We start from the raw sequence: 16,303 nt of genomic DNA on the forward strand, positions 1-16,303 counted from the left end.
TGCCCGGAACGCCATTCTGTAGGTCGGGTAAGGCGAAGCCGCTACCCGACACAAAGCGGTTCATTTTGTGATCGAGTTAAAGTAAATCATCCCTGGCGATTTTATTTAGTAAAAGTTTTACTAAAATGAGTTTTATCTTATTAAGCCGTTCAGGGAGGCGATATGAATCGCTGGGAAAACCTTCAACTCACTCATGAAAACAGGCTGCCGCCGCGGGCGTATTTCTTCTCTTACGACTCACTGGCCCAGGCGCGGACCTTCGCCCGCGAAACCAGCAGCCGCTTCCTGTCCCTCAGCGGGCAGTGGAACTTCCGCTTCTTCACCAACCCGTTGCTGGTACCGGAGAGCTTTACCTCATGCTATCAGAACGAGTGGGGGCCGATTACCGTACCGGGCATGTGGCAGATGGAAGGCCACGGCCAGCTGCAGTACACCGACGAAGGTTTCCCCTTCCCCATCGACGTGCCCTATGTTCCGACCGATAACCCGACCGGCGCCTACCAGCGCCTGTTTACCCTCGGCGACGGCTGGCAGGGCAAACAAACCATCATTAAATTCGATGGCGTCGAAACCTATTTCGAAGTCTACGTTAACGGCCAGTACATCGGCTTTAGCAAAGGCAGCCGCCTGACCGCCGAGTTCGATATCAGCGCGGCGGTGAAAACCGGCGACAACCTGCTGTGCGTGCGCGTGATGCAGTGGGCGGACTCCACCTATATTGAAGATCAGGACATGTGGTGGTCGGCGGGCATTTTCCGCGACGTCTATCTGGTGGGGAAAAATCCGCTGCACGTGCAGGATTTCACCGTGCGCACCGATTTTAACGATGACTACATCGACGCGACCCTCTCCTGCCAGCTGACGCTGGAAAACCTGGCTCCGCAGACGGCGGCGGCAACGCTGGAATATACCCTGTTCGACGGCGAAAAAGCGCTTTATTCGGGCAACGTCGGTCAACTGCAGGTCAGCCAGCAGCTAAATACCGGCTTCACAATTGATGTGAGCGCGCCGCAGCAGTGGTCGGCGGAAAGCCCGTATCTCTATCATCTGGTGCTGACGTTAAAGAACGCCGCCGGCGAGGTGCTGGAAATCATTCCGCAGCGCGTCGGTTTCCGCGATATCAAAGTGCGTGACGGCTTGTTCTACATCAACAACCGCTACGTAATGCTGCACGGCGTGAACCGCCACGATAACGACCATCTGAAAGGCCGCGCGGTCGGCATGGATCGCGTGGAAAAAGATCTGCTGTTGATGAAGCAGCACAACATCAACTCGGTACGCACCGCTCACTATCCGAACGACCCGCGTTTCTATGAAATGTGCGACATCTACGGATTGTTCGTGATGGCGGAAACCGACGTGGAGTCCCACGGTTTCGCCAACGTCGGCAACCTCAGCGCCATCACCGACGACCCGGCCTGGGAACACATCTACGTTGAGCGCATCGTGCGCCACGTGCACGCGCAGAAAAACCATCCGTCGATCGTCATCTGGTCGCTGGGTAACGAATCCGGCTACGGCTGCAACATCCGCGCCATGTACCACGCCACCAAAGCGCTGGATGATACCCGGCTGGTGCACTACGAAGAGGATCGCGACGCCGAAGTGGTGGATATCATCTCTACCATGTACACCCGCGTGCCGCTGATGAACGAATTTGGCGAACATCCACATGAAAAACCGCGCATTATCTGTGAGTACGCCCATGCGATGGGCAACGGTCCCGGCGGTTTAACCGAATACCAGAACGTCTTCTACCAGCACGACTGCATCCAGGGCCACTACGTGTGGGAATGGTGCGACCACGGTATTCAGGCCACCGACGAAAACGGCGCGGTGTGGTACAAATTCGGCGGCGATTATGGCGACTACCCGAACAATTACAACTTCTGCCTCGATGGGCTGATTTTCTCCGACCAGACGCCGGGGCCGGGCCTGCGCGAATATAAACAGGTCATCGCCCCGGTGAAAGTACAGGCGCGGGATATCTGCCGCGGCGAACTGCGGGTGGAAAACAAACTGTGGTTCTCCACTCTCGATGACTACACCCTGCGCGTTGAAGTGCGCGCCGAAGGCGAAACGCTCTCCAGTCAGCTGCTGAAAGTGAAAGACCTGGCACCGAACAGCGGCCGCGACCTGCAAATCGCCCTGCCGCAGCTCGACGAGCGTGAAGCTTTCGTCAACATCATGGTGACCAAAGATTCGCGCACCCCGTATAGCGAAGCCAATCACGATATCGCCGTCTATCAGTTCCCGCTTAAAGCGCGAACCGCCGCGCGAACGCCGCTGTTAAACGCCAGCGCCACGCCGCTGCAGATTGTCGATGAACGCCTCAGCTACACCATCTGCGGCCATAACTTCCGCGTGGTGTTCAGCAAGGTTAGCGGCAAACTGAGCGAATGGCAGGTCAACGGCGTCGACCAGGTAACCCGCGAGCCGAAGATTAACTTCTTCAAGCCCATGATTGATAACCATAAACAGGAATACGAAGGACTGTGGCAGCCGGCCCACCTGCAGATAATGCAGGAGCATCTGCGCGAATTCAGCGCTGAAATAGAGGGCGAAACGGTGGTGATCACCACCCGCAGCGTGATTGCGCCGCCGGTGTTCGACTTCGGTATGCGCTGTACCTATCGCTGGCAGATTACCCCGCAGGGCCACATCAACGTTGAGTTGGCCGGCGAGCGCTACGGCGACTATCCACACATTGTCCCGTGCATCGGCTTTATGCTGGGCATTAACGGTGAGTTCGACCAGGTGAACTACTATGGCCGCGGGCCGGGCGAGAACTACGCCGACAGCCAGCAAAGCAACATCATTGATATCTGGCATACCACCGTCGACGATATGTTCGTCAATTATCCATTCCCGCAGAACAACGCTAATCGTCAGCACGTGCGCTGGGCATCGTTCAGCGACCGCCACGGCAGCGGTCTGCTGGTCGTTCCGCGCAATCCGCTCAACGTCAGCGCATGGCACTTTACGGCAGAAAACCTGCACGCCGCCCAGCACTGCAACGAACTGCAGCGCAGCGATGACATCACCCTGAATATCGATGCACAACTGCTCGGCCTCGGCTCCAACTCCTGGGGCAGCGAAGTGCTGGATAGCTGGCGCGTCTGGCTCAACACCTTTAACTATGGCTTTACGCTGCTGCCGCTGGAGGGCGGATGCGGCACCTCGCAGGTACTGGCGAACCATAGCTTCGGCGCCGGTTTCTTTTCCCCCGTTGCACACAGCGAGGCTGAACAATGAGAATTCTCGATAATTTAGAACAGTTTAAGCAGGTTTATCATAGCGGCCGCAAATGGCAGCGCTGCGTGGAAGCCATCAATAACATCAACAACATCCGCCCGGGCGTGGCGCATTCCATTGGCGATTCGCTCTCCTATCGGGTGGAAACCGATAGTACGACCGATGCGCTATTTGTCGGCAACCGCCGCTACTTTGAGGTTCACTATTACCTGCAAGGTCAGCAGAAAATCGAGTTTGCCGCCAAAGAAAATCTGCAAACCGTGGCCTGCTACCGCGACGAAACCGATCGCGAATACCTGAAAGGGATCGGTGAAACGGTGAAGGTTCACGAAGGGCAGATGGTGATTTGCGATATCGACGAAGCCTACCGCTTTATCTGCGATGCGCCGGTAAAAAAAGTGGTGCTGCGAGTCACGGTTGAAGACGGATACTTCCTCAATAAGTAAACCCGCGTTAAGCGACAAGGGAGGTCAACGGGTACGCCCGTTGGCCTTTCGGTTCCAGCCCGCTAAGACGGGTAGATGAATGATTGGAGGACGTATGTCCGAGTCTGTACGTGCCAAAATCGGCAAGTTCGCGCTGCTATCGATGGCCTTTACCGCCGTCTTTAACGTGCGAAATATCGTCAATAATAACATCGAGTTAGGTCTCAGTTCCGCGCCTATCTTCTTATTCGCCACTATCGTTTACTTTATCCCGTTCGTGTTTATCATCGCCGAATTCGTCTCGGCCAATAAACACTCCGAATCCGGGATGTACGCGTGGCTGAAGCAGCCGCTGGGTACCCGCGCCGCCTATCTTGGTTCCTTCCTCTACTGGTTTGTGAACCTGTTCTTTTTCCTCTCGCTGTTGCCGAACGTAGTGGCCTACGCCTCATACGCGATCACCGGGTACGCGATCCCCTTCTCGCCGATGGTGACCTCGCTTATCTCCATCGTGCTGTTCGCCATGGCCACCCATATATCCACCAAAGGGGCGACCTGGCTGGGTAAAATTTCCGAATGCGTGGCCTACGGCGTGTTCGCTTTGTTCGCGATTTACGTCGTCGGCGCGCTGACCGCACTGGGTTCCGGTCACGTCCCGGCGCAGCCGATTACCCTGGCGGCGATGGAGCCGACCATCAACTGGGCGACGCTCGGTATCATGTGCTGGATTTTCCAGGCCGCTGGCGGCGCGGAAACCGTTGCCGCCTACCTCAACGACACCAAGGGCGGGCAGAAATCCTTTATTAAAGTCATCATCACCGCCGGGGTGCTGATTGGCGGTATGTATGCCTTAGGTTCGCTGCTGGTTAACGTCTTTGTTGCCCGTGAAAACCTGACCTACGCCGGCGGAATGGTGGAAATCTTTACCGGTCTCGGCGCCTACTTCCACATTTCTGAAGCGCTGATGGGCCGCTTCGTCGGCATCATTCTGTTTATCGCCATCTTCGGCAGCATGATGATGTGGACCGCCGCGCCGGTCAAAATCCACTTCTCGGAAATCCCGAAAGGTATCTACGGCCAGAAAACCACCGAGCTGAACGCCCACGGCGTGCCGGTACGCGCCGCCTGGTGGCAGTTCCTGTTCGTTTTCCTGATGTTGATTGTTAACGGCTTCGGCTCCGCCAGCGTGCAGCAGATGATGAACACCGCCATTAATCTCACCGCCGGTACCGCCATGCTGCCGCCGCTGTTCATCATGGCCGCCTACTTCGTCTTCCGCTGGAAACACGATGACACGCCGCGCGACTTCCGTATGGGCTCAAGGAAAGTGGGCATGAGCGCGGTATCGATGCTGATAGTGATTTTCGTGGTTAGCATGACCGCTTCCGCCTTCCCGCCGGGCGTCGATCTGGTTAACGCTTTCTTTATCAACGTCTTTATGACCGCGGTCTTCTCCGGCCTGGCGTGGTGGTGGATCACCCGCTTTGAAAAAAAGCAGCAACGTCTGCGCGCCGCGGCGCCGGTTAACGCTGCCGCCGCCGGTAAATAACGTTCCTGTCGTCCCGTCAGCCCCTCGTCGGCTGGCGGGATTTTTTTATCCCTCGCCTGATTACGTATTACTCAACCTTTTTCGTGATCGAGTTAAAGCTATTCGGTTTCTTTACTTCTATTTACTAAAACTTTTACTAAAATCGACATTAAATCTTAACTACCTCTACCCTACAAACAACACAACCCCCTTCAGCGACCCTCTGAAGGACAATGTGTGGAGATGTGTTATGTCTGATACTAAACGTAATACCATCGGCAAGTTCGGCCTGTTATCGCTGACCTTTGCCGCCGTTTACAGTTTCAATAACGTCATCAACAACAATATCGAACTGGGGCTGGCGTCGGCGCCGATGTTCTTCCTCGCTACCCTGTTCTACTTCATTCCGTTTTGCCTGATTATCGCCGAGTTCGTGTCACTGAATAAAAACTCCGAGGCCGGGGTTTACGCCTGGGTGAAGAGTTCGCTCGGCGGCCGTTGGGCGTTTATCACCGCCTATACCTACTGGTTCGTAAACCTGTTTTTCTTCACCTCGCTGCTGCCGCGCGTGATCGCCTATGCCTCTTACGCCTTCCTCGGCTACGAATACATTCTGACGCCGTTCGCCACCACCGTGTTGAGCATGGCGCTGTTCGCTTTCTCCACCTGGATCTCCACCAACGGCGCGAAAATGCTGGGGCCTATCACCTCCGTTACCTCATCGCTGATGCTGCTGCTGACGCTCTCCTATATTTTGCTGGCCGGTACCGCGCTGGTGGGCGGCGTGCAGCCAGCGGATCCGATCACCGTCGAGGCGATGATCCCTAACTTCAACTGGGCGTTCCTTGGTATTACCACGTGGATCTTTATGGCGGCGGGCGGCGCGGAATCGGTGGCGGTATACGTCAACGATGTGAAAGGCGGCTCGAAATCCTTCGTCAAAGTGATCATCCTCGCCGGGATCTTCATCGGCGTGCTGTACTCGATCTCCTCCGTGCTGATCAACGTCTTCGTCAGCAGTAAAGAGCTGAAGTTTACCGGCGGATCGGTGCAGGTGTTCCACGGCCTGGCGGCTTACTTTGGCCTGCCGGAAATTCTGATGAACCGCTTCGTCGGCCTCGTTTCGTTTACCGCGATGTTTGGCTCGCTGCTGATGTGGACCGCCACCCCGGTTAAAATTTTCTTCTCGGAAATCCCCTCCGGCATCTTTGGTAAAAAAACCGTCGAGCTCAATGAGAACGGCGTCCCGGCGCGCGCAGCCTGGATCCAGTATCTGATCGTCATTCCGCTGATGATTATCCCGACGCTGGGATCCAACACCGTGCAGGATCTGATGAACACCATCATCAACATGACCGCCGCCGCTTCCATGCTGCCGCCGCTGTTCATCATGCTGGCCTACCTCAACCTGCGCCGCAAGCTCGACCATCTGCCGCGCGATTTCCGCATGGGCTCGCGTACTACCGGCATCGTGGTGGTATCCATGCTGATTGTGATTTTCGCCATCGGTTTCGTCGCCTCAACCTTCCCAACCGGCGGCAACATCCTGACCATCATTTTCTACAACGTCGGCGGGATCGTGATTTTCCTTGGCTTCGCGTGGTGGAAATACAGCAGATACGTCAAAGGATTAACCCAGGAACAACAACAAATAGAAGCGGCTCCGGCTTCCCATACCTCTTAAATACCTTAAAAAAATGAAAACTAACTCTTACTTATACGGGGCACTCGTTGCCCTGGCTTTTTGCGCCCCTGCGGCGGCCGCTGAGACTGTCCATCCGGCCGAGCACGACGATACCAAAACGCCGGAATTAACCACCACCTCCTATCGCTTTTACGGCGAGTTGGGGGTTGGCGGATACATGGATTTAGAAGGCGAGGACAAACATAAATACAGCGATGGCACCTATATCGAGGGCGGGCTGGAGGTCAAAAACGGCCATTGGTTCGGGCTGATCTACGGCGAAGCCTGGACGGTACAGGCCGATAGCCAGGGCAATGCCTGGACGCCGGGCCACAGCTGGGGCGGCGTGGAAGGCGGCCTTAACCGCCTCTATGGCGGCTATAAAACCGATAACAACACCGAGATCATGCTCAGCCTGCGCCAGGACTCGTCGCTGGACGACCTGCAGTGGTGGGGCGACTTTACCCCCGATCTGGGTTACGTGATCCCCAATACCCGCGACATCATGTACGCGCTGAAGGTACAAAACCGCAGCGGCGATTTCCGCTATAGCGTCACCGCCACGCCGGCCGGGCATCACGATGAAAGCAAGGCCTGGCTGCACTTCGGCAAATATGACCGCTATGACGATAAGTACACCTATCCGGCGATGATCAACGGCTACGTACAGTACGACATCGTCAAAGACGTCACCTGGATGAACGGCCTTGAAGTGACCGACGGCACCGGGCAGCTATTCCTGACCGGCGTTCTGTCGCCCAATCTGGCCTTCCGCGCCTGGCACCATACCGGCCGCGCCAAAGGGCTGGATGTCCCCGGCAGCGAAACCGGCTTTATGGCCAGCGCCATGTATGAAGCATTAAGCGGGCTCTACTTATCCACCGCATACAGCTACGCCAAACACCGCCCGGACCACGCCGCTGATGAAACCACCGCGTTTATGCAATTTGGCATCTGGTACGAATATGGCGGCGGGCGTTTCGCCACCGCCGCCGACAGCCGTTTCTATACCAGCAACGCCAGCGGCGACCCGAGCGACAAAATTTTCCTGATGCAATACTTCTACTGGTAACAAGGAGCCGAGATACCATGAACTTCACCACTACGCTGACGCCGCTGGCCTGCGCGCTGATGCTGAGTTTTTCCGCCCATGCCGTCACCGCGCAGGCGTTTAAAAACGTCATCGACCGCAGCGGCGCGCCGCAGTATATGCAGGATTTCGACGCCGATGACCACCAGCGCTTCAACCCCTTTTTCGACCTCGGGGCGTGGCACGGCCACCTGCTGCCCGACGGCCCGGCGACCATGGGCGGCTTCCCCGGCCCGGCGCTGCTGACCGAAGAGTACATCAACTTTATGGCCACCAACTTCGATCGCCTGACGGTGTATCAGAACGGCAAAAAGGTCGATTTCACCCTGCAGGCCTGGAGCCTGCCGGGCGCGCTGAAACAAACGCTGACCGCCCCCGGCGTGAAGGTGGAGATGACGCTGCGCTTCGCCAGCGCCCACACTTCACTGCTGGAGACCAAAATCACCAGCAACACTCCGCTAAAGCTGGTGTGGGATGGCGAACTGCTGGAAAAACTGGCCGCCAAAGAGGGTAAAGCGCTATCGGACAAAACCATTGATGAAGCCTTCCCGGACTATCAGCGCCGTCTGAGCGCCACGCCCGACGGCCTGACGGCCAGCTTTGGCAAGGTTCGCGCCGCCTCCGACCTGATGACCTCCGGCGAATCGCAGTATCAGATCCACCGTTCGCTGGTAACCGAGACCCGTATCGACGGCCACCGCTTTACCAGCAGCGCGGAGATCCGCGGCTCCACCACCCTCTACACCACCTATTCGCACCTACTCACTGCGGAGCAAGCGCGGCGGGAAAAAGCGCAGATCCGCGATATTCTGGCGCGGCCGGCTTACTATCTCACCGCCTCCGAACAGCGCTGGGACGGTTATCTGCAAAAAGGGCTCAGCAACCCCGACGCTACCGCCGAACAGACCCGCGTGGCGGTGAAAGCTATTGAGACGCTCAACGGCAACTGGCGCGCGCCGGGCGGCGCGGTGCATTACCACACCGTCACTCCATCCGTGACCGGCCGCTGGTTCTCCGGCAACCAGACCTGGCCGTGGGATACCTGGAAACAGGCCTACGCCATGGCCCACTTCAACCCGGATATCGCCAAAGAGAATATCCGCGCCGTCTTCTCCTGGCAGATTAAAGCCAATGATAAGGTGCGCCCGCAGGATGCCGGATTTGTGCCCGACCTGATTGCCTGGAACCTGAGCCCCGAGCGCGGCGGCGACGGCGGCAACTGGAACGAACGCAACACCAAGCCAAGCCTCGCGGCCTGGTCGGTGATGGAGGTGTATAACGTCACCAAAGATAAAGCGTGGCTGGAAGAGATGTATCCGAAGCTGGTGGCCTATCACGACTGGTGGCTACGCAACCGCGACCATAACGGTAACGGCGTGCCGGAATATGGCGCGACCCGCGATAAGGCGCACAACACCGCCGACGGCGCCATGCTGTTCACGGTGAAAAAAGGGCAAACCGAGCAGACGCTTTCGGGCCTTCGCGCCTACGAGCAGGTGACGGCCAAAGGCGATTACGACAGCCTCGAAATTCCGGCGCAGGTAGCGGCGTCGTGGGAGTCCGGGCGCGACGATGCGGCGGTATTTGGTTTTATCGATAAAGAACAGCTGGATAAATACGTCACCAACGGCGGCAAACGCAGCGACTGGACGGTGAAATTCGCCGAAAACCGTGACCGCGACGGCAACCTGCTGGGGTATTCGCTGCTCCAGGAATCGGTCGATCAGGCCAGCTATATGTACAGCGATAACCACTATCTGGCGCAGATGGCGACCATTCTTGGCAAAGCGGAAGAGGCAAAGCGCTATCAGGCGCTGGCGGCGAAGCTGGCGGATTATATCAATACCTGCATGTTCGACCCACAGACTCGCTTCTATTACGACATTCGTATCGAAGAACAACCGCAGGCCAACGGCTGCGCCGGTAAACCGATCGTCGAGCGCGGCAAAGGGCCGGAAGGCTGGTCGCCGCTGTTTAACGGTGCGGCGACGCAGCAACATGCTGACGATGTGGTTTCGGTGATGCTCGACCCGAAAGAGTTCAACACCTTTGTGCCGCTGGGTACCGCCGCGCTGACCAACCCGGCCTTTGGCGCCGATATTTACTGGCGCGGACGGGTGTGGGTGGATCAGTTCTGGTTCGGCCTGAAGGGAATGGAGCGCTACGGTCATCGCGATGAGGCGCTGAAGCTGGCGGACGCCTTCTTCCAGCACGCCAAAGGCTTAACCGCCGATGGCCCTATTCAGGAGAACTACAATCCGCTGACCGGCGCCCAGCAGGGGGCGCCCAACTTCTCGTGGAGCGCGGCGCATTTATATATGTTGTATAACGAGTTTTTCCGTAAGCCGTAGCGTTTTCCCCTAACCCTCTCCCCACAGGGGAGAGGGAACCTCACACCTGCGGTAACAGGCCGATAAAGCTGCGCTTCTGCCGCGGCTGCGACATCATCTCCTCCAGCTTTTCGACGCAGGCTAAATAGTGCGGCGTCTTCTTATGCGCCAGCACCGCCTCATCGTCTTTATAGGCTTCGTAGATAAAAAAGCGGGTTTTCACCTCGGGATCCTGCAGGACATCAAAGCGCAGGTTGCCCGGCTCCTGCAGCGCGCCTTCGTGGTTGGCGCGAAACACCTCAAGAAACTCATCCACCCGCTCGGGTTTAATATTGATCTCCACCAGCGTCACATTCATTTCAGCTCTCCCTGTTTCTCTTCCTGCCAGAACTGATACGCTTCGCGCGCGTTCAGATTCTCATGCACCACCTTTTTCACCGCCTTCAGCATCGCGCGCGGGGCGCTGGACTGGAAGATATTGCGCCCCATATCCACCCCGGACGCCCCCTGGTCGATCGCCCGCCAGCACATCTCCAGCGCCTCATGCTCCGGCAGTTTTTTACCGCCGGCGATAACGATCGGCACCGGACAGCTGGCGGTCACTTTTTCAAAGCCTTCCTCAACGAAATAGGTCTTCACAAACTGCGCCCCCATTTCGGCGGCAATCCGGCTGGCCAGCGAAAAGTAGCGCGCATCGCGGGTCATCTCTTTGCCGACGCCGGTAACCGCCAGGACCGGCATACCGTATCGATTGCCGGCATCCACCAGTTTGATGATGTTATTGATCGACTGATGTTCGTATTCGCTGCCGATATAGACCTGCGCCGCCACCGCGCAAACGTTGAGACGCAGCGCGTCTTCCATCGCCACCGCCACGCATTCGTTAGAGAGTTCGCTCAAAATCGAATTGCCGCCGGAGGCGCGGAGCACCACCGGCTTATTGGTGGCCGCCGGTACCTGGCTGCGCAGTACGCCGCGGGTGCACATCAGCACATCGGTGTCGGCAAACAGCGGCGCAATCGACAGGTCGATACGCTCCAGCCCGGTGGTTGGCCCCTGGAAGTAACCATGATCGAAGGCCAGCATCACCGTGCGGTTGCTGTGCGGATTAAAGATGCGCGCCAGCCGTGACTGCATGCCCCAATCCAGTGAACCACAGCCTTTCAGGGTATACAGCGTATTCTGCTGCGGGCGGTCGATGCCGAAGTCCTTACCCTCTTTGATATCGTCTAAATCAGCCATCTTTTCCTCCGTCAGAAGTCGTAGTTGTTGATGTTCTCTTTGCTGAACACCACGCGCTCCGGCAGCAGCACGATACCGTTGCCCTTCGCCTCATACTGGTAGCCCTGCACGCTATTCGGTTCGACCTTCAGCGAGCCGATATCTTTCACCTCAACGCTGTCGCCGACGTTAAGATCGCCCTTTTTCAACAATCGATCGGCGACGTTAACCGCAATTTTGCCCTGCTGAACCACATCCCACAGGCCGAACGCTTTCACCGTGCCGCGCTCAACGTACGGGCGCATCACGTTCGGAGTACTAAAGCCGACGATCGCCACGCCCTGACGCTTGAGGTTCTCCGCCGCCTGCGCCGCCGCCGGCAGCGCATTGGCATCCGGCGCGATAATGGCGTCGAGATCCGGATACGCTTTTAAGATCCCCTCGGCGGTTTGCAGCGATTTGGTGGCATCGTTATAGCCAAACTGGGTGGTGACGATTTGCCACTGCGGATGCTCTTTTTCGATTTTGGCTTTGGCTTCCTTCACCCACTGGTTCTGGTCGGTCACCGTCGGGCTGGAGTAGAAAAACGCGACTTTGGCGGCAGGTTTGCTGACCTGCTTTTCCGCCATCTCGACCAGCAGGCCGCCGAGCTGCTGCGGCGTACCCTGGTTGATATAGATGCTGCGGCACTCCGGCTTGGTATCGGAATCCCAGGTCAGGACTTTCACCCCGCGCTGCATCGCCCGCTTCAGCGCCGGACACAGGCCGTCCGGCGAGACGGCGGAGACGATAATCGCGTTGTAGCCCTGGTTGACGAAGTTATTGATAAGCTGCACCTGGCCGGAGACGCTGGGCTCGGTGGGACCGTCATAGGTGACATCCACGCCCAGCGCTTTCCCCGCCTCTTTCGCGCCGTTGCCGCCGCTGGTAAAGAAGCCGACGCCGACCAGCTTAGGAATAAAGGCGATGCGGTCCGCCGCCTGTGCGGTGACTACGCTCATCGCCAGCGCCAGCACGATCAGTTTTAATTTCATTTTATGCTCCGATTGTTTTATGCGAGAAAAGACGCCGCCAGGTCGCGCGCACCCATTCACGGTGCAGGCTCAGCGAACGCCCCATCACCACCACAACCAACAGCGCCCCTGACAGCGCGCTCGACACCTGGTTGGGGATGCCGACCATCTGTAAACCCTGTTGCAGATACCCCACCAGCAATGCCGCCAGCGCGGTACCCAGTATCGATCCCGAGCCGCCGTAAATATTGGCCCCGCCGAGCACCGCCGCGGTCAGCGCAGGCATCAGCAGGTCGCGGCCCAAATCCGAACGCGCCGAGCCGAAATAGGAGACCATCACCAGCGCCGCGACCGCCGAGGCGACGCCCACCAGGCCATACAGCACGTACGGGATGCCGTTCACCGACAGCGCGGCATAGCGCGCGGCGCGCGGGTTTTGCCCGAGTAAAAAGAGGTGGCGGCCAAAGCGCCCGCGATGGGCCAGTAGCCAGAAGAAAAAGGTGATAATCGCGAATAGCACCAGCGGCAGCGGCAGTCCGGCGAGGGTTAAATTGGCGAAGGCGGTGAAGCTATCGGGAAAACCGCCAATCCCCTCGTAACCGGTCGCGCCGGCCATCCCGGAAAGCAACAGCGCACCGCCGCCGTACAGATATAGCGTACCAAGCGTGATCACCAGCGGGCTGATGCCGGTGTAGTGAATCAGCGCGGCGTTGAATAACCCGCACAGCAGCCCCAAGAGCAACGTCAGCGATACCGCGAGCCACAGCGGCCAGCCCGCCTGGGTCATCACCCCGAGGGCGATGGCGCACAGGCCGATGGTCGAGCCCAGCGAAATATCGATCCCGCCGCTGATGATGACCAGCGTCAGCGGCAGCGCGACGATGCCGATGCAGATAAAGTCGCTGGTGCTAAAGAGCAGCATATTGATATCCAGCATGCGCGGATTCAAGGTGCCGAATAGCAGGATTTCCGCGATCAGCAACGCCAGCAGCGCGCTTTCCCAGTTAAGCTTCAGCTTCATTTAAGCCACCTCTTTGCTTTTGCGTTCGGGAAAGCGGGCAACCTGTTTGCTTCCTTTGTTACCTGGCTGGAAACGGCTGTACTTCAGCGCCCGCTGATGGCGGGCCAGCGCCTGGCGCAGGCGGCCATCGAGCACCAGCACGCCGAGCAGCACCAGGCCGGCGATAAAGTCATTCCACCAGGCGGGAAGGCGGAACAGCACCAGTACGGTGTCAATTTGGGTGAGGAAAAAGGCGCCGAGAAACGCGCCAAGCAACGTGCCGGTACCGCCGAGCAGCGAGATCCCGCCCAGCACGCAGGCGGCGATGGCTTTCATCTCCAGGCCGCTGCCGGTCTGATTAGGCACAAAACCAATCTGCGCGGCGAAGACGATCCCGGCGCAGGCCGCCAGCATACCGTTGAGAGTAAAGGCCAGCATCCGCGTGCGGTTGACCGCCACGCCCAGCTGACGCGCGGCGGCGAGGTTATCGCCAACGGCGTAAAAATCACGACCGAATGCGGTGCGCGACAACAGCCAGCCGCCTGCCAGCAGCAGCGCCAGCACCAGCCAGCCCAGCGGCGACACGCCGATAAACGCGGGCTCCGAGAGCGATTTCAGGCTGTCGGGCAAACCCTCGATCCATTTCCCACCGGTCCACAGCAACATCACCCCGCGATACAACCCCAGCGTACCGAGCGTCGCGACGATCGCCGGGATGCGCAGCCCCACCACCAGCAGGCCGTTAAAAGCTCCGGCCAGCGCGCCAATCGCCAGCGCGAAGGCGATAGCCGTCGCCAGCCCGTAACCGTAGTTCAGCGCCACGCCGACGGCGATGGCGCACAGCCCAACGGTCGAACCTACCGACACGTCAATATTGCGGGTCAGCATCACCAGCGTCGCGCCCAATGCCAGCAGGCAGAGGATCTGCGAGCTGGCGAAAATCATCGCCAGGGTCTGCAGGCTGAAATAGGCTGGATTGAGCGCCACCAGCACGACAAAGAGCGCCACGATGGCAAAGAAGGCGCTCAGTTCGCGATTCTTCAGTAACGTTTTCATGCCTGTCCTCCGAAGGCCAGGGTCATCATGCGATCGACGGTCACCGCCTGCCGCGCCAGCTCGCCGCTGTAGCGGCCCTGATGCATCACCAGCACCCGGTCGGCAAGGCCGACGAACTCATCCACATCGGAAGAGATCATCAGCACCGCCACGTTTTGCGCGGCAACGCTTTTTAGCAGTTGATAGATATCGGCGCGGGCGGAGACATCCACGCCGCGCGTCGGCTCATCGACAATCAGCAGTAACGGATTAGCTTCCAGACAGCGCGCCAGCAGCACTTTTTGCTGGTTGCCGCCAGAGAGAGTGCGCACCGGCTGATCGCCATCGGCCAGCTTGATCCCCAGCGCCCGGTGATAGCGTTCAACCACCGCCGCCTCCCGTTTCCCCTGCTGCCACCACGACGGCTGATTGAACATCACCGTGTTCCAGCGCACTGGCGCATCGAGAAACAGCCCCGAGACCTGGCGGTCTTCCGGCAGATAGACCAGCCCGCTGGCCAACCTGGCGCGGGTGCTGTCGCAGCTAATCTCGCGGTTCTCCAGCCAGATCCGCCCGGCGCGCGGTGTACGCAGGCCGTATAAGGTTTCAGCAAATTCGGTGCGCCCGGATCCCACCAACCCGGCCAGACCGACGATCTCTCCGGCGCGGATCTCCAGATTGAGATCGATAAAGCCTTCGCCGGTAAGATCTTCCACCCGCAGCACGGGAAAGTCCTGCGGTTGAGTACGGCGGTTGCCCGGTAGCGACAGCCACAGCTTTTGCGTGTCGCTCAGCGCATGGTCGCGGCTGACCGGCGTCATTGCGTTAATCAGTTGCTCGTCGCGGTATGCCGCGGTCTCGCCGCTCAGCACCACCGCGCCGTCGCGCATCACCGAAATATGGCTGGCAAGCTGGCGGATTTCGGGCAATTTGTGTGAGATAAAGACGATCCCAACGTCCAGCGCCTGTAACGCGCGGATCTGGCTAAAGAGCCTCTCGGTTTCACCCGGCGTTAAAGAGGCGGTGGGTTCATCCAGGATCAGGATCCTGGCCTCGCGCATCAGCCCGCGCAGGATCTCGACCATCTGTTGATCGGCTACCTCGAGCGTGCTGGCGCTGGCGTCGAGGTTGATCTGGCAGTTCAACCGCTGCAGTTTGTCCTGCAACCGCGCGGCGGTATCCGCCCGCTTCGGCAGGCGGAAAAGAATGTTCTCGCGCACGCTGAGGTTGGGAAACAGCATCGGCTCCTGCGGCACCAAATAGATGCCTAACTGATGAGCCAGCGCCGGATTGAGGCGCGCAAACGCGCGTTCGCCGATCGTCAGTTCACCGCTATCCGGCGTTTCGACGCCGGCGATGATCTTCATCAGCGTCGATTTACCCGCGCCGTTGCCGCCCATCAGCGCATGCACCTGGCCCGCGCCTAGCGTGAAATCAATGCCCTTGAGCACCGCAACGCCGGAGAACTGTTTGCAAATCTGGCGAGCTTCAAGCAGTGGCTTCATCATCGCGCCTCGATTGAACAAATGATTTTTAAATTTAATAATGTTCAAAAGCGTAGACGGTGAACTATATTTACAACCGTGCGAAGATCACACTTTGGTGCTTTAGATCGTCAGGAAAAAATGGGCCAGCGATGAAAGATCCGTTTTGCCAGTCGGCTCACACTTTCCGACCGCGCAATAGCGAACATATGATCTAAATTTTTATAAGAGTTCAATT

Annotated in this window: 12 protein-coding genes; 6 read left to right on the plus strand and 6 right to left on the minus strand. The window is 58.3% G+C overall.

The features are described from left to right. Nucleotides 1–162 precede the first annotated feature (162 nt). The 6 genes from ebgA to ygjK all read left to right on the plus strand — a co-directional run bounded on the left by ebgA (nt 163) and on the right by ygjK (nt 10,333). Nucleotides 163–3,255, plus strand: coding sequence for a beta-galactosidase subunit alpha (gene ebgA / locus ABLU78_RS16650; RefSeq protein ID WP_048229526.1), 3,093 nt, complete (start codon nt 163–165; stop codon nt 3,253–3,255). Beyond that, on the plus strand, nt 3,252–3,701 hold the full coding sequence (locus tag ABLU78_RS16655) for a beta-galactosidase subunit beta (RefSeq protein ID WP_047079807.1): 450 nt from the start codon (nt 3,252–3,254) through the stop codon (nt 3,699–3,701). Before ebgA ends, ABLU78_RS16655 begins: the two co-directional genes overlap by 4 nt. 94 nt (nt 3,702–3,795) lie before the next feature. After that, the gene (locus ABLU78_RS16660; protein WP_348820609.1) at nt 3,796–5,229 is read left to right on the plus strand and encodes an amino acid permease; all 1,434 of its coding nucleotides are present in this window, start codon (nt 3,796–3,798) and stop codon (nt 5,227–5,229) included. A gap of 229 nt (nt 5,230–5,458) precedes the next feature. Continuing rightward, nucleotides 5,459–6,892, plus strand: a complete 1,434-nt coding sequence (locus tag ABLU78_RS16665) for an amino acid permease (RefSeq protein ID WP_015369594.1) — start codon at nt 5,459–5,461, stop codon at nt 6,890–6,892. 13 nt (nt 6,893–6,905) lie between these two features. Further along, nucleotides 6,906–7,964: a protein YgjJ gene (ygjJ, locus tag ABLU78_RS16670; protein ID WP_045387442.1), complete on the plus strand. Its 1,059-nt coding sequence runs from the start codon at nt 6,906–6,908 to the stop codon at nt 7,962–7,964. Nucleotides 7,965–7,981: 17 nt separating this feature from the next. After that, entirely contained in the window at nt 7,982–10,333 is a 2,352-nt protein-coding gene (gene ygjK / locus ABLU78_RS16675) for an alpha-glucosidase (protein ID WP_047055035.1), read from the plus strand. Between the two features lie 40 nt (nt 10,334–10,373). Here the strand turns inward: ygjK and lsrG are convergent, their stop codons facing one another. From lsrG to lsrA, 6 genes are read right to left on the minus strand one after another with little or no spacing between them, the layout of a single operon-like run. Continuing rightward, the gene (gene lsrG, locus ABLU78_RS16680; protein WP_002917723.1) at nt 10,374–10,670 is read right to left on the minus strand and encodes a (4S)-4-hydroxy-5-phosphonooxypentane-2,3-dione isomerase; all 297 of its coding nucleotides are present in this window, start codon (nt 10,668–10,670) and stop codon (nt 10,374–10,376) included. Then, nucleotides 10,667–11,554 (minus strand): 3-hydroxy-5-phosphonooxypentane-2,4-dione thiolase, encoded by an 888-nt coding sequence (gene lsrF, locus ABLU78_RS16685; RefSeq protein ID WP_002917724.1) that lies wholly within the window; start codon nt 11,552–11,554, stop codon nt 10,667–10,669. The genes lsrG and lsrF overlap by 4 nt, the downstream gene beginning before the upstream one ends. 11 nt (nt 11,555–11,565) lie before the next feature. Next, nucleotides 11,566–12,567, minus strand: coding sequence for an autoinducer 2 ABC transporter substrate-binding protein LsrB (gene lsrB, locus ABLU78_RS16690; RefSeq protein WP_004144833.1), 1,002 nt, complete (start codon nt 12,565–12,567; stop codon nt 11,566–11,568). A 1-nt stretch (nt 12,568) separates the two neighbouring features. After that, nucleotides 12,569–13,567 carry an autoinducer 2 ABC transporter permease LsrD gene (gene lsrD, locus ABLU78_RS16695; protein WP_015703557.1) on the minus strand — a complete coding sequence of 333 codons (999 nt, stop codon included), beginning with the start codon at nt 13,565–13,567 and terminating at the stop codon, nt 12,569–12,571. Next, on the minus strand, nt 13,568–14,602 hold the full coding sequence (lsrC, locus tag ABLU78_RS16700; RefSeq protein WP_015369589.1) for an autoinducer 2 ABC transporter permease LsrC: 1,035 nt from the start codon (nt 14,600–14,602) through the stop codon (nt 13,568–13,570). Beyond that, nucleotides 14,599–16,086 (minus strand): autoinducer 2 ABC transporter ATP-binding protein LsrA, encoded by a 1,488-nt coding sequence (lsrA, locus tag ABLU78_RS16705; RefSeq protein WP_048229529.1) that lies wholly within the window; start codon nt 16,084–16,086, stop codon nt 14,599–14,601. The genes lsrC and lsrA overlap by 4 nt, the downstream gene beginning before the upstream one ends. Between the last annotated feature and the right edge of the window lie 217 nt (nt 16,087–16,303).

The organism is Klebsiella sp. JN_Kp122 (genome assembly GCF_040062085.1).
GTDB classification, from domain to species: Bacteria; Pseudomonadota; Gammaproteobacteria; order Enterobacterales; family Enterobacteriaceae; genus Klebsiella; species Klebsiella aerogenes.